Below are 14,174 nucleotides of genomic sequence, written 5' to 3' on the forward strand. Positions count from 1 at the left end.
TCAAAACATTTCACTACCATTTAATTTCATTTTCTTTAAAAGCATTTAGGATATAAAATTTCTTACCCTTATATATTATACCATGTTTACCATATATTCTCCGTTAGAAACAATAAAAATTATGTTTTTACTTGTAATTAATGTTATAATTTGCATGTAATCCTTAATATGTAATTTCATGATATTGATGTAATTCAGGAGGTATATTGATGGATAATATAAATAACTCTATTATTGTAAAAAAATTGTTTTCCAAAAATATATTAAATTATATTTTCAGAAATATAACTTATGGTTTTATAGCTTGGGCATCTTTAGGCGCTACTTTTTTCTTTAGGTCTAAAAAAGGATTATCAACACTAATAGGCTATATATTTTTTTTATTATTTATAGCTTATTTTGGTGGTGATAATTTTCGAAAAAACAACAATGAATTTGGAAAATATACATCACTAATCGGAAGTATTATTTTATTTGCTACTTTCTTGCTTTTGTCTCATTTCTCAGGAACAAAATTTACAATTCAACGATAATTATATACAATTAAACTCAATTGGATACATTTTGTGAACCAAAGCCACAATTCAACTATATTATATATTTTTACAGGAGGCAGTTAAAATGAATTGTATTAATAAATTCTATGTTGATTATAAAAATCATAAGATTATAGGGGATTTAATAGGAAACAAAAATCATAAAAATATATTTTTTCTTCACGGAGCAGGTCATTCTAATAGAAAAAGATTTGAACCATTAAGAGAGTTGTTTTATAAAAATGGGTTTTCTTCTTGTGCATTTGATTTTATAGGACATGGAGAAACTGGAGGCTTACTTTCAGAATCTAGCCTATTTGAAAGAACTAAACAAGTATGTACGGTAATAGATTATATGAAAAACGATGAACCTTTAACTATTATTGCTGCAAGTATGAGTGGATATACCGCAGTAAAATTATTGGAAAGCTATAATGTTGATAATATTATATTATTTGTTCCTGCAGCATATGATAAAGATGCTTATATGCTTCCTTTTAATCATAAATTTACAGATTGTATCAGAAAGGATAGAAGTTATAAAAACAGTGATGCATGGCAAATCTTGAATGAATTTACAGGAAATTTGATAATCATAAAAGCTGAAAATGATACGGTTATACCCGATGAAGTAATAAACGATTATTATGAATCAGCATTTAACGCCAAAACAAGGAAAATCATAACTATAAAAAATTCACCACATGGTGTTTTAAACTATTTAAGTGAACATGAAGAACAGTTAAAAAATACAGTTGATGAAATAATTAAAATAATAAATGTGAAATAGCACAACGATTTAACTGCTTTGTTCTTATATTGTGGATAAATCACAAAAGCCGCTGAATCAATACCCCAAAATGGTATTTACCCAGCGGTTTAATGAATTTAGTATTACTGTATCTACTGCTGATTTTAAAGGGTATTATAAAACATATAACAAGAAACCAGAACTGATACAACTGCTACAAACATTTTTAATACTTTATGGTTGATTTTTGTGGAGATTTTAGCTCCAAACATAACTCCAATGCCATGAGAGAACATACAAAGAGCTATAAGCATGCTTATATTGGGGACTGTAGCATTACTTGAATAGCCTAAAAATGCAGGAAATGCTATAAATATGGAATTAAACAAGCTTATACCTACTGATTTTCTTACATTTATACCAAGTGCTATAAGTAATGGCACAGTAAGTACCGGGCCTCCTGCTCCTGTAAAAGAGCTTATTAATGCTATTATGACTCCAGCAACTACTAAAAAAGTACTGTTACTCATAAGCGAAGATACGGCCTCGTCCTCACTTTCGCCGGGTCTATTTTTAAAAAGTAATAATCCTGACAAAAATACCATTATGAACAAAGCTCGTTTTGCTAAAACAACAGAAACCATATTGTTGCACCAAACTCCCAATAAAGCTCCCACAATACTTCCTATTCCCATTTTCAACGCTATGGACATATCTATATCGCCAGACTTATGATAAGCGTATGCGCCTATTATACCGGATACGAAAAAGGCAGCAAAGCTCATTGCCATACTATCAGCAACCATGAATCCATATACACCTGTGTAAAACATAGGAAGCAAAAAGCCTGCTATCCCCGATATTCCTATCAATACTCCTATAATAATATTAGCTAGTGCAATTGCAATATACATTTAAATTTACCCTTTCTATTCTATTGTATTCTGTTTTTAACATTTCTATTTTGGTAACAACGACTTCTGCCGCCAGATTACATCTGTGCAACAGAAGCCGCCTCACCTTTTTATTATCACATCTGATGATAAAATTAGGTTATATTTACTTTATTAGTCGTAAAGATCTTAGTAAAGATCCTTAACAAGCTTTGGATCGGAGAAGAATGAACCTGATCCTCCTGTGTGGATAAACACAACCTTGCTTCCAGCTGGAACAATACCCTTCTTAATATAATCCATAAGTCCGTGGAAACCTCTTCCAGAGTATGTAGGATCAACAAACATACCTTCACGACGTGCCACTTCTTTAATACTTTTTTGAGCATCCGGGTTAGGAATACCATATCCAGGATGCATATAATTCTCATCAATATTCATCTCAGCATAAATTTCCTCATCTGAAGGACATGGAATATCCAGTCTGTCAAATACATACTTAACTCTGTCAAGACATGTCTTCTTGGTAATAAGGTTACCTTCCTTCCAAGAACGTACATTGATAGAAATAATTTTTACTTTAGAGCCAGTCATTAACTTTGCAGCAATCATAGCAGGCAGAGAACCACCAGAACCATTTGTGTGGAAGATGTAGTCCATCTCAAAACCATTAGCACTACTCTGCTCAAGCAGCTCTTTAAAGAGAAGTGTATAAGCAACCCAACCATATTCATGTGTACATCCTACAGGAACAAACTCAACCTTATATCCTTGACTCTCCAACTCTTCTTTTTTCTTATTAGCCTCATCTATAACCTTTAACCATAGTGGGTTAAGGTCAACAGAATCCGTAGGCTCTGGTTTGCTAACATAATTAATTTCAGCGCCTAGTATATTACTTAAAAGAAGGTTTCCTGTAAGATTTGTAGGAACACCTTGATTTTTGGTATCGCCCAGGAACAAAATAGGCTTAATGTCACAGCTGTTACAGAAAGTTGTCATCTGCATACAAGCATTTGACTGATATGCACCGTATGTAATAAGATAATCAACCTTATTTTCTAAAGCCTGTCCAAGAATGAACTCCAGCTTTCTTGTTTTGTTACCTCCAAAGGTACTTGGTCCACTAAGATCCTCACGCTTCATATAAATGTCTACACCATAATCCTTAGACATGTTCTCTAACTTGTGGAAAGGTGTTGGTGTAAATACTAACCTTTTTCTTGGAATGTTTTCAAAACGTTTTTCAATTTCAGCAAGTGTCATGTTCATTTTGTTTTCCCTCCTAGTGATATAATTTATATTTTAGTAAAAAAAATAACTAATTAAATCGTTTTCATATTTACATTTTATCACTTCTACTCTTAATGAAAAGCGGCAAAAACTATGATATAATAATTATGCATTAAATCACAATTTTTTTGTTTTGACTTTTTGTTTATTTTATGATACAAGTTAAAATTATACTGTCATAACTTAACCTATCTTATATTCAAATACAATAAATTTGGAGGAATATCTATGGACAAAATGGATATAGAAGTCTTTTTAGCTATAATAAAAGAGAAAAGCATTCTTAAAGCATCTAATCTGCTTTATATGTCACCTTCTACTGTGGGAACACGTTTAAAAATGCTTGAAAAGGAGCTGGGCGTTGCCCTTATTGAAAGAAAAAAAGGCGTTAAAGAAATCTCAATCACCCCTAAAGGAGAACAATTTTTAACTATAGCCGAAAATTGGATGTGTCTATGGAATGACTGTGCTAGACTTAAAAACACGGACACCAAGCCCTACTTATCAATCGCTACTGTGGACAGCCTGCTTGAGCACGGATTTGTTCCCCTGTATCGAGAGCTCGTCTATGGGGATCCAGGATTTAATCTTGATATAAAACTATATCCTGCGGACATGATTTACTCATTAGTTAGCAAAAAGATAGTTGATGTGGGCTTTGCTCTATATGAAATGAAATATGTGGATGTAGCAGTAGAACAAATCATGACGGATGAAATGGTGCTTGTAGTGCCTGAACACAGTGAAATAACTGGCCCATATGTTCACCCCGCAACCCTTGATCCCAAGTACGAACTGTATGTAGGCTTAAAGAACAATTTAAATATAGGTTGGGGACCTATTTATAAAATGTGGCATGACAAATGGTTTGACATATCAATATGCCCTCTCGTTACCGCTACAAGCATTTCTTTATTATCTTATTTTTTGTGTCAAGGAAATTTTTGGACAATAATGCCTATTTCCATAGCAATGGGCTTTGCAAAAGAATATAATGTGAAGGTTCTTCATCTTGATCCTGCTCCACCAAACAGGATAATCTATAAGCTGACGCACGTTTCACCCTCAACAGCAGCTGAAAAAAATATTCAGCTATTTAACAGACATTTGGATTCTTATATTGATACTATGCAATTCAAGCTTTAGTGACTTTATATCATTAGTCCACAAATTAATATATTAAGGCAAACATAAAAACATCCTTTTACATTGGAATTTACGACAAAACCAAATAAAAGGATGTTTTAATTTGAAACCCTTTTCAAGAGAGGGTAAAATACCTATAAGTAATCTCTTCTTACTTAAGAAGTTTAATTTGCAATTTCCTCGGTAGTATTATTAGTTTCCTTTGCCTTAAAAGGCTTTAATCTTGGGAAGCCAATAAATAGACAAATAACAGCAGATATCATTACAAAGTGTGAGTAGGTAGAATATTTAATCAGTTCTACTGCCACAAGTTCTCCTGATTGCATTGATGCTGTTGCAGTTGACGCCGCAGCTAACATCATGCCACCCCAAGGTATGTTTGCCATTGTTGCTGTTCCAAACATATCAAGATAAGCTGCTGTTTTTCTAGGGTCAATGCCAAACTTTTTAGTTGTAGCCATTGCTATTGGTGCCGCAGTTACAATTGCTACTGTTGAGTTTGCAACAAATATTGTAATTAGAATAGTTAAGAAAATAATGCTCATCATTCCGCTCTTTGCATCATTTGCTCTTGACTCTAGCTTTTCAACAATCCAGTCTATACCACCATTATACTTGATAATTCCAATAATACCACCTACAATCAGTACAATAAGGGATATTTTTGCCATACCCATCATTCCTTGGTGTGCGGTAGTCAATAAACCAACCAGTTGTCCATGATCGTGTTGAAAGGCATTATAATACATACCAATGCCACCGGCCAAAATAATTCCAGATAGTAACACATAAAATACGTTAACACCCATTAGTGCAGATACTAAAACAACGGCAAACGGCAATACCTGAAGTAAATTATACTCTCCAGCCACGAAGGAATAATCATTGCCCATTGTTAAAAATGCAAAGACTGCCATGGCCAAAATCCCTGCTGGTAATACAATAAGGAAATTTACTCTAAACTTGTCTCTCATTTCTACACCACATAGTCTTGTTGCAGCGATTGTTGTATCTGAAATAACAGACATATTGTCACCAAATGCCGCGCCACCCAGTGCAGCCCCTACAACAAGTGCAACTGGAATACCCGTAGATTCCGCAAGTCCAACCGCAATTGGTGCTAAAGCTGTAACTGTTCCTACTGATGTACCAAGTGATAAAGCAACTAGACATGCAACAATAAACAGCCCGGGTACTAACATAAAGTCAGGAACGTATGTTAAAAATAAATTAACAACACTGTCCACTGCGCCACCGTCTCTTGCTACCTTTGCAAATGCGCCTGCAAGCAAGAAAATCATAATCATAATGAGTGTATTTTCGTTGGCTGCACCCTTTGCAAAAGTGTCCACTTTTTCCATAGTTGTTCTGCTTCTGTTCATGAAAATTGCCACAAAGGTTGCAATCATGAAAAATACTAGGGCATCAACTACTTTTGAACTACCAAGTGCTATACCAAAGCTGAATGTCAATGCTAAAAAAATCAAGATCGGCATAAGCGCCATAAAATTAGGTTTGTTTTGAGATTTCATTATAATTCCTCCATTCTTGTTTTTTGTTATGAATATAATCTACTAGTTCTTTTTCAAATGCTTGTTTTTCTTCTTTTAATTTCAATATTGAAAACCTTTACAATTCTTATGTTAAAAAAAAGGTATTTTTACCTATAGTGTGTTAGTTTAATTAAATTTTTATTGCTAATATTTTTTATGTGAAACATAGGATTTGATGTTTAGAACTTATAAGAGCATTAGCGCCGACGCTATTAACCCACAATGAACTAAAATCTCGAATCTGTCTTGTCTAATTTTACTAATAAAAATATTTCCTACAAAAATACCAAGGACTGCAGCTGGTAATAATATAATAAGTAATTTAACATGTCCTAAATTTAGTGTTCGAGAAAATGCTAGTTGTAATAAAATAGCAGGGTTTAGTACACACCAATACAAACAAAGCATAACTCTAAACTGTCTCTTTTCACTGGAAATTTTAGATATATATGCACTAATCATAGGACCACCTACTGAAAATGCTGCCTGCAGGCAACCACTTATTACAGGGAGAAGATACTTCAATTTCCCCAATTCTTTTACAGATGGTTTTTTCATATATATCTTATACAAACTTAAAGATGAGTTCAAAACTATAAATATAGCCAGTAATATTTTCAGAGAGCCTTCCGAGTAATTTTTAGAAATGTAAAACCCTATAGGCACTCCCCCAAAAGCTAATAAAATCATTTTAAAAAATTCTTTCCAAACAATATACTCTCTATCCTTAAAAGCAATATATACACATTGTAATATTGATAATACTAAAGTAACTGGTACATATTCATGTCGACCTACTACCAACAATGCAAAAGGTAAACTGAATATAACTGCCCCAAATCCAGCTATGTTTTGTATTAAATATCCTACAAAAACAATAAACAATAAAAGAATAATTACACTTAAACCCATAGTATCTCCTTTTCTTAAAATTTATTTCAAAAATAACTTTATACTATTTAAATTAAATTTTTAGGTTTTATATATATTGTTATAGATGATAACATGGGAAAAGTAGATAGATTTATATAACTGCTATAACCTCAATTTCAACAAGAGCATCTTTAGGTAGTCTAGCTACTTCTATTGCACTTCTTGAAGGATAATTTTCAATAAAATATTGACTATATATTTTATTCATTTTTGCAAAATTGTTCATGTCACTCAAAAACACTACTGTTTTTAATACTTTATCAAGACTACTCCCAGCTTCTTCTATAATGGCTTTCACATTTTCCAGAGATTGTTTAGTCTGCTCTTCAATGCTCTTAGGCATGTCCCCTGTTTTATAATCAATTGGTAACTGCCCCGAAGTAAAAACAAAATTCCCTTGCTTTATAGCCTGTGAATAAGGTCCTATAGCCCCAGGTGCTTTATTTGTTGAAATAACAATCTTTTCCATAACAAAACCTCCATATTATTAGTTTGAAAGAACTCTCTTTTACCAAGTATTTAATATATATCCCCTCCTCGCTTCAATAATACAATTTTGATATTTACATTTTATCGATTTCTACCCTTAATGAAAAGCGGCAAATACTGTGATATAATAATTACGCATTAAATCACAAGTTTTTTGTTTTGATTTTTTGTTTGTTTTGTGATATGTACAAAAAGTAAAAAAAAATCTTAATAAAATTATAAAAAGCCATGGAACAAATGAAGCTTTCACCTCATTTATTCCTTGGCTCTTAAATCAAATTAATTATCTTTTTTCATCCTATCAAGCAAATCTCCATCTGAATGTTTATTCTCTCCAACCACAAATTCTTTCATGTAGTAACTCAAATATTTACCATATTTACTTTTTGTCCTAACAAGTAATTCATCAACATAGTAAATTCCTTGTGGAATATCATCTAGTAATACAGTAGCTAATGCTCCATAAATTCCACAGGCTACTTGAAAATACGTGGCATTTGTTTGATACCTAGCAAATATTTCTTTGTTGTTTAAAACATTATACATGTATCGTTCTTTATCTTCATATACAACAAGTACACCTACTAAATCTTCACCTTTTAAAGGTGCTTCAGCTGGATCAAGAACTTTCATTGGTTTATTCCATAAATTTTCAAGGTTATCTATATTATCTTTAATCAAATTAGTTGTATGATCATTTATTTTATAAATAAAACCAGTTTCCATATTGTACAATTGTCCTAAAGTAATCGCTTCTTCATGAGGCATAAGGCATCCATAAAACTGTTTTTTTCCTAATGATACTTTAAACTCAAGGTCATATACTTTTTTATACATAAATAGCGGCATATGCTGTTTCATAAATGCGGGATAACTTAGAATGGCTTCATCCAAGAAACATTCAGTTGACCATGTTGTATAAATTGTATCTTTATCTACAAATGATTCATCTTCATAAAATGAAGTATCCTCTTCAACAATATAGCAAGCTTTTGGTACTTCATGTGGATTTTTGTTAATTAACTCTACTGCCATCCATTGTACAACACCTGGATTCATACCTGAACAAATAATAGCTGTAGTATTTAAAAATTCCTTTTTATTACTTTCGTAAATTTTATATCTTTCCTGTAATGTGAATCCTTCTAAATCCACATTTTCATCCACACTTGTATTCTCAAATGCCGAATTAATATACACAACCCCTAATTCATTGCAACACTTCAACATTTCAACCGTATCCGCATTTGAAATATCTATTACATGAGTAGTTTTTGTACTTCTAAGATGCTCCATAAACCTGTAAGTATCCTTTAGATTGAATTCATATAAAGTTATTTTATTTTTTATATTAGGAAACCATTTTTCAAAGTAAGTCATATCCTTTTGTTTACAATCAATTAGATGAAGTTGACAGTTGCTAATCAAAGAATGAATGGGATCATTTTTATCTTCAACAGCTTTATTTAATATAGATAACACTGATTTAGCAACTCCACCGCTACTTCCTAGAATAGATATGATAGGACTACCTTTTAATTTTTCGTACTTAGTTGATTCAATATTTCTATTTAAGTGCCTAAAAGCATAACATGGTGGAATTGGCATCATAGGCTTAGCTTCTAATGCTTCAGACTTATGCGCTTTAAGATTTTTCTTCAAGCACTTAAAAGCACTCCATGGATTTATATCATTTCTACAAGTAAATAACTCAACAACTGCATAGCCATATCCCGGCAATGTATGAATAGTTAGATGGGCCTCTTTCATAATAACTGCTACAGTTATTCCATATAGATTGAATATATGAAATACCCTCTTTACAATTGTGTTATTTATTTCTTTTGCAGCTTCTCTCATATATTCTTCTATTAATTCACAATCATACAATATTTCATTATCACAATTATAAAATTTAACCAGCATATGTTTTCCCAATGGTTCAAAATTCATCGCATATATCTCCTTTTATATTGGTTGGTACTATTTTAAAACATAGCATTTATATTAAATCTCTAATATTATTATTATGAATAATATTAGTAAAAGGACACATAATCAATAATTTAACTATTTTATATTTATATAATATATCATACCATTAGGTTTGTTCTTATCTCCATCTGTAAGACTTTCATTATGATATTTCTTGTAGAGTTTAAATCCATATTTTTCATAAAAAGAAAACGAACAACCTATATCAGTCCACAAAAATGCATTATCTATTTCATTTTCTTTACAAAACTCTACATATCTATCCATAAGCTTTCTCCCATATCCCTTACCTCGTAATTCTGGGCTTACAATAAATAAATTTATTTCACTATCAAATTCATCAGCATATAACTCTCCTAATCCATCAACTGTGTTAAGTTCTTCTTTTATCTCTACAGCTGTTTTTCTATCTCCAAAATTGCCAAGTGCTAAGTGGTAAAGAGCCCATAACTTCAACTTTAATGATTTAAGCTTGTATTTTATTATCTGCATATAAGATGCATCTTCTATACTTCCAAATAGTAATCCTTTAACATTATCCTTTTCATCTACAATAATATCTAGATGTTCAGAATAGTTTACACATGTCAATAAATAATACTTATATATTAAATCCACGTTTTTAAGGTTTTCAAACCCCTCATCCAATTTCCATGTTGTTTTTACAAGTTCTGAACAACTCCTTAAATATCTCTTATTATATTTTTTAAACTGTAATTTCATATTCCCTCCCCCCTTATCTATTTTTATTATATTATCTTGAAGTGACCTGTGTGTGTAATTCTTTCCTTCCACAATTCCTATTTTGTTTTTTCTATTTTTTTTTATTCCCTATATCATAAACCTTTCTACTATAAATAAAAAAAGCCATGCAGCAAATCAGGTTTTCACCCTCATTTACTACATGGCTCTTAAATCAAATTTATTTTTTATTCTAAAATTCTTTTCCTTCTATTCATCTTAAATTGCAAGCCTATAACTATCACTCCACTTATAGCTAAAAACAGATAAAAACTAACCATTCTGCTTACTAGCATAGCAGGAAGCAATAATGTTGACGAGAATAATATTTTAAACATCGTCATAAATGCACTCTCACTAGCTCCTATAGCTCCTGGCAATGGTAATGAAGCTACTGCTATAGTAAGCACTCCTTGAATTGCCATGACATCTATAATTCCATACTCATTCAATCCAAAAGCTTTATATATAAAATATGGAATTATAAACAAAGCTGTTAGTTGAACTATTGTTATAACACAAATTTTTATAAGTATAATAGGATTGTTCTTTATGTGCTTAGCACCTTCTCTATATTCCTTGATATGAATATCAATTTTTTTCTTGTACTTTTCTTTATTTTTGCAAATTCTAAATTTTATACCTATATTAAGAAATACATTTACTATTCTCTCTGCAAGTTTTTTAGAGAATACAACTATTAATATTATCCCAACTAATATTGAGTTCAGAGTAAATCCAAAAATTATAAATGGTTTCATGTTTACTATCTTATCACTAAGGAAAGAAAACTTCCAAAAATATAATACACCTACATACATTACCATTACTATCTGATATATTGCAACAATAATCAATAATATTAGTGATGATACTGAAAGGTTTATTTTGTCTTTATTCATATAATAAACTTGCATTGGTTGTCCACCTGAAGCCGATGGAGTTATTGAACTAAAATAAAATCCCACAAAAGAATACTTTACTCCTCTCCAAAAGGATATTTTGTTACCAAGTGACTTTAATAAAATTCGTATATTCATGCTTTCACATAAAACAAATACAAACATCATTGTAAAACCCAGAGTAACATAAATAGGATTTATGGATTTAATAGTTTTAATAAATAATCCAATATCATTTCCCTTTAATAACAAATAAAATGTACTTAACATAAGGATAAACATAATAACTAAATTCCATATATACTTCTTATTTCCTTTAGTAATTTCATGCATTATGTCATATCCTCCAAAGTTATAAACTTATATTTTTCTTTGAGTATAGGCAGCACAGTTCTTAATGCCTGTATAGTTCTCTCTGGCGCTTTTTCTGCCCCATTTGAATCATGCAGACATATAATTGAACCTTCTTTAACTCTTTTTAAAAGTTTTTTTTCTATAGTTTCTACAGTAGAAAATCTACTCCAATCCTCTGCCATCACACTCCATAACATTGGCATTAAACCATTTTTCTTAGCAAATAACAGCGTAAAAATATTTATATCACCCCATGGTGGTCTGTAGTAATTAACTTTCCAATTGTTTTCCTTCATTATTTTCATACTGTTTTCAAAATCTCTTTTCACTGACCAATATCCAGTAAACAATGCATTTTGGTGTGAATATGAGTGAAGTGCTATTTTATGTCCTTCTTCAATCATTCTATTCACTATGTTAGGATTCTTTTTAGCTTTATCTGCAACTAAAAAGAAACTAGCTTTTACATCATTTTTTTTCAATAAATCAAGTAACGTATTTGTATACCTCTCATCAGGTCCATCATCAAATGTCAACATAATAGAATCTTTTTTATCCATAGTTTTTATTATTTTTTTATCAAAAAACCTATAATAACATGTAGGAATCACCGCATATGAAAGTCCTATTAGTATTACTAAGGCTATTATTACTGAATTCATTACAACACCTCATGTATCACATTATTAGCAAAAAATTTATCTATAATATCTTTTGTAATATCACATATGAAACTTTCTTTTAAACTCTTCATATTCAAACTCATACTTTTCAATTTCAATTCATCATTAATCAAACTCTCAATTCTTTCAGGTATATTTGCTGACTTATCCCAAATAATTTCACCAATTCTTTTATTTTCAACGAAATAAGCGTTATTGATTTCTTGTCCTAAGAATGGCCTTATTACTACTATAGGAAGTTCTGCACTTATTGTCTCAAATAAAGTAACTCCTCCTGCTTTTGATATTATAAGGTCTGCTTGTCCCATATATTTATAAACTTCATCTGTATACCCAATCACTTCTATATTTTCATATTTATTGAGCAACTCATTGTATAATTTAGTATTATTTCCTGTTATAATTGTGGTCTTCACATTATTTAATTGGTTTATTCTCTCCATAAACTCATCTTTAAGCTGTATTATTCCTAGTCCACCGCCCATAATAAGTAATCTTTTCTCTTTTTGATTTTGTTTCATTCTATTATTTCTAGTAAATTTTCTAAATTGTTTCTTTACTGGTATACCACCGATATAAATAATATCACTAGGTACTCCCTTTGAAATTAACTCCATTTTTGTGGAATTAGAAGGAACTATATATGCATCTGTATTAAAATTTATCCATTCTTGATGAGCTCCAACATCTGTTATACAAGTTATTAACGGTAAATCTCTTCCACCATTTTTCTTATATGCTGATATGATTTGTGAACAAAATGGTAGTGTAGAAATAACCATATCTGCATTTGTATCATCTATTAACTTCTCTATTTTATTAATAAAATAATTTTCAAAAACCAAGTTAGATTTTTTGTTATTATATGTAAATTTATAACATGCATTATATATTGAACTAGCTTTATTAATCATTACTGTATAAGCGTCATAAATAGCATTATAATACTTTGGTGTTATACACTCAAAAATATCATGTACTGAAACATTAGTATCAATATATCTATCTTCAATATCCTGTTTTAATGTATTAGCTACCGAATAATGCCCCATTCCAAATTTGCCTGTTAGTATTAAAATATTCATTTTTTCCTCCTAAAATCTTTATACTAAAACTTTATCATTTTAAACTTAATATGCACTTAAATTAATATTAAAAATTCTTAATATTACCTTAAAATAATATTAATTTTAGGTTCTGTTAATAGAACACTTAATAAAGAGTTTAAAATGACATATAATTAATATATAAACTAATGAACAGCTGTATTATTCGTGAGTTGTTATTTAAGGGGGGAAGATAATAAGATGAAGAAATTATCCACTAATCAAAAGTATCTATTGATAATAGGCATATGTATTTTAGGTTTCATTGTATCTATATGTTATTTCAAAATTCAAAAAGATTCATTTGTTGATAGGGAATTAGAAAATTTATATAAACTACCTACAACATACACCTTAGAAGACGCTGTTAAAGATAATATTGTTGATGTAACAGAGGTTCATAATGGACAAAATGAGGAAATTAATAAATTTCTTTCTAAAGTAGACAAAAAGAGTTGGGCAGTTTTAAAAACAGTTCAAGAGATTGATAATGATTTATTAATTACCTTATATAACTTTGATAATAAAATTAATCAAATAAGAAGTTTTAAGTATTATGTAAAAAAGCAGGGTGGAGAATCACCAGATAAGCGTTTTGAATCGTATTATACTACTAATGAAGAAGGTATTTCAACGGTTTATCTACTTAACATACCAAATACTAATTTTCCAAATTGGGAATCACAAATATTAGAGGATGATGTATTATATTCTTATAAAGAATAATTTTTAAAAAAGCCATGCAGCAAATCAGGCTTTCACCCTCATTTACTACATGGCTCTTAAATCAAATTTATTT

Annotated in this window: 14 protein-coding genes; 4 read left to right on the forward strand and 10 right to left on the reverse strand. The window is 30.5% G+C overall.

The window, feature by feature from the left end; genetic code table 11:
- Window positions 1–209 precede the first annotated feature (209 nt).
- Window positions 210–533 (forward strand): hypothetical protein, encoded by a 324-nt coding sequence (locus tag OXH55_RS12595; RefSeq protein ID WP_268050332.1) that lies wholly within the window; start codon window positions 210–212, stop codon window positions 531–533.
- A gap of 88 nt (window positions 534–621) precedes the next feature.
- On the forward strand, window positions 622–1,326 hold the full coding sequence (locus OXH55_RS12600; RefSeq protein ID WP_268050333.1) for an alpha/beta hydrolase: 705 nt from the start codon (window positions 622–624) through the stop codon (window positions 1,324–1,326).
- Window positions 1,327–1,451: 125 nt separating this feature from the next.
- Here OXH55_RS12600 and OXH55_RS12605 read toward each other — a convergent pair whose 3' ends face one another.
- Both OXH55_RS12605 and OXH55_RS12610 read right to left on the reverse strand, forming a co-directional pair.
- The gene (locus OXH55_RS12605) at window positions 1,452–2,201 is read right to left on the reverse strand and encodes a sulfite exporter TauE/SafE family protein (RefSeq protein ID WP_268050334.1); all 750 of its coding nucleotides are present in this window, start codon (window positions 2,199–2,201) and stop codon (window positions 1,452–1,454) included.
- 168 nt (window positions 2,202–2,369) lie between these two features.
- Window positions 2,370–3,452, reverse strand: a complete 1,083-nt coding sequence (locus OXH55_RS12610) for a 1-aminocyclopropane-1-carboxylate deaminase/D-cysteine desulfhydrase (protein WP_268050335.1) — start codon at window positions 3,450–3,452, stop codon at window positions 2,370–2,372.
- A gap of 249 nt (window positions 3,453–3,701) precedes the next feature.
- Between OXH55_RS12610 and OXH55_RS12615 the strand changes: the two genes are divergently transcribed.
- Window positions 3,702–4,619 carry a LysR family transcriptional regulator gene (locus OXH55_RS12615; protein WP_268050336.1) on the forward strand — a complete coding sequence of 306 codons (918 nt, stop codon included), beginning with the start codon at window positions 3,702–3,704 and terminating at the stop codon, window positions 4,617–4,619.
- A gap of 164 nt (window positions 4,620–4,783) precedes the next feature.
- Here OXH55_RS12615 and OXH55_RS12620 read toward each other — a convergent pair whose 3' ends face one another.
- From OXH55_RS12620 to OXH55_RS12655, 8 genes are all read right to left on the reverse strand, one after another.
- Window positions 4,784–6,151 (reverse strand): Na+/H+ antiporter NhaC family protein, encoded by a 1,368-nt coding sequence (locus OXH55_RS12620; RefSeq protein ID WP_268050337.1) that lies wholly within the window; start codon window positions 6,149–6,151, stop codon window positions 4,784–4,786.
- 207 nt (window positions 6,152–6,358) lie between these two features.
- Window positions 6,359–7,084, reverse strand: a complete 726-nt coding sequence (locus OXH55_RS12625) for a sulfite exporter TauE/SafE family protein (protein WP_268050338.1) — start codon at window positions 7,082–7,084, stop codon at window positions 6,359–6,361.
- Between the two features lie 112 nt (window positions 7,085–7,196).
- The gene (locus tag OXH55_RS12630; RefSeq protein WP_268050339.1) at window positions 7,197–7,574 is read right to left on the reverse strand and encodes a RidA family protein; all 378 of its coding nucleotides are present in this window, start codon (window positions 7,572–7,574) and stop codon (window positions 7,197–7,199) included.
- Window positions 7,575–7,873: 299 nt separating this feature from the next.
- Complete coding sequence (gene speD / locus OXH55_RS12635; RefSeq protein WP_268050340.1) at window positions 7,874–9,547, reverse strand: adenosylmethionine decarboxylase; 1,674 nt, start codon at window positions 9,545–9,547, stop codon at window positions 7,874–7,876.
- A 117-nt stretch (window positions 9,548–9,664) separates the two neighbouring features.
- Entirely contained in the window at window positions 9,665–10,312 is a 648-nt protein-coding gene (locus tag OXH55_RS12640) for a GNAT family N-acetyltransferase (protein WP_268050341.1), read from the reverse strand.
- A gap of 206 nt (window positions 10,313–10,518) precedes the next feature.
- On the reverse strand, window positions 10,519–11,565 hold the full coding sequence (locus OXH55_RS12645) for a lysylphosphatidylglycerol synthase transmembrane domain-containing protein (protein ID WP_268050342.1): 1,047 nt from the start codon (window positions 11,563–11,565) through the stop codon (window positions 10,519–10,521).
- Window positions 11,565–12,248, reverse strand: a complete 684-nt coding sequence (locus tag OXH55_RS12650) for a polysaccharide deacetylase family protein (protein WP_268050343.1) — start codon at window positions 12,246–12,248, stop codon at window positions 11,565–11,567. Before OXH55_RS12650 ends, OXH55_RS12645 begins: the two co-directional genes overlap by 1 nt.
- On the reverse strand, window positions 12,248–13,354 hold the full coding sequence (locus OXH55_RS12655) for an MGDG synthase family glycosyltransferase (protein ID WP_268050344.1): 1,107 nt from the start codon (window positions 13,352–13,354) through the stop codon (window positions 12,248–12,250). Before OXH55_RS12655 ends, OXH55_RS12650 begins: the two co-directional genes overlap by 1 nt.
- 222 nt (window positions 13,355–13,576) lie before the next feature.
- On the opposite strand from OXH55_RS12655, the gene OXH55_RS12660 reads away from it, so the two are divergent.
- Window positions 13,577–14,101, forward strand: coding sequence for a hypothetical protein (locus tag OXH55_RS12660; protein ID WP_268050345.1), 525 nt, complete (start codon window positions 13,577–13,579; stop codon window positions 14,099–14,101).
- Window positions 14,102–14,174 lie beyond the last annotated feature (73 nt).

Origin of the sequence: Clostridium ganghwense (assembly GCF_026735165.1) — a bacterium.
In the GTDB taxonomy this organism is placed as follows: domain Bacteria; phylum Bacillota; class Clostridia; order Clostridiales; family Clostridiaceae; genus Clostridium_H; species Clostridium_H ganghwense.

Excerpts from the sequence above, each read along its gene's own strand:
- OXH55_RS12600 (WP_268050333.1), top strand. The coding sequence starts at position 622 with ATGAATTGTATTAATAAATTCTATGTTGATTATAAAAATCATAAGATT.
- OXH55_RS12645 (WP_268050342.1), bottom strand. The coding sequence starts at position 11,565 with ATGCATGAAATTACTAAAGGAAATAAGAAGTATATATGGAATTTAGTT.
- OXH55_RS12660 (WP_268050345.1), top strand. The coding sequence starts at position 13,577 with ATGAAGAAATTATCCACTAATCAAAAGTATCTATTGATAATAGGCATA.
- OXH55_RS12625 (WP_268050338.1), bottom strand. The coding sequence starts at position 7,084 with ATGGGTTTAAGTGTAATTATTCTTTTATTGTTTATTGTTTTTGTAGGA.
- OXH55_RS12640 (WP_268050341.1), bottom strand. The coding sequence starts at position 10,312 with ATGAAATTACAGTTTAAAAAATATAATAAGAGATATTTAAGGAGTTGT.
- OXH55_RS12595 (WP_268050332.1), top strand. The coding sequence starts at position 210 with ATGGATAATATAAATAACTCTATTATTGTAAAAAAATTGTTTTCCAAA.
- OXH55_RS12605 (WP_268050334.1), bottom strand. The coding sequence starts at position 2,201 with ATGTATATTGCAATTGCACTAGCTAATATTATTATAGGAGTATTGATA.
- OXH55_RS12620 (WP_268050337.1), bottom strand. The coding sequence starts at position 6,151 with ATGAAATCTCAAAACAAACCTAATTTTATGGCGCTTATGCCGATCTTG.
- OXH55_RS12615 (WP_268050336.1), top strand. The coding sequence starts at position 3,702 with ATGGACAAAATGGATATAGAAGTCTTTTTAGCTATAATAAAAGAGAAA.
- OXH55_RS12630 (WP_268050339.1), bottom strand. The coding sequence starts at position 7,574 with ATGGAAAAGATTGTTATTTCAACAAATAAAGCACCTGGGGCTATAGGA.
- speD (WP_268050340.1), bottom strand. The coding sequence starts at position 9,547 with ATGAATTTTGAACCATTGGGAAAACATATGCTGGTTAAATTTTATAAT.
- OXH55_RS12610 (WP_268050335.1), bottom strand. The coding sequence starts at position 3,452 with ATGAACATGACACTTGCTGAAATTGAAAAACGTTTTGAAAACATTCCA.
- OXH55_RS12650 (WP_268050343.1), bottom strand. The coding sequence starts at position 12,248 with ATGAATTCAGTAATAATAGCCTTAGTAATACTAATAGGACTTTCATAT.
- OXH55_RS12655 (WP_268050344.1), bottom strand. The coding sequence starts at position 13,354 with ATGAATATTTTAATACTAACAGGCAAATTTGGAATGGGGCATTATTCG.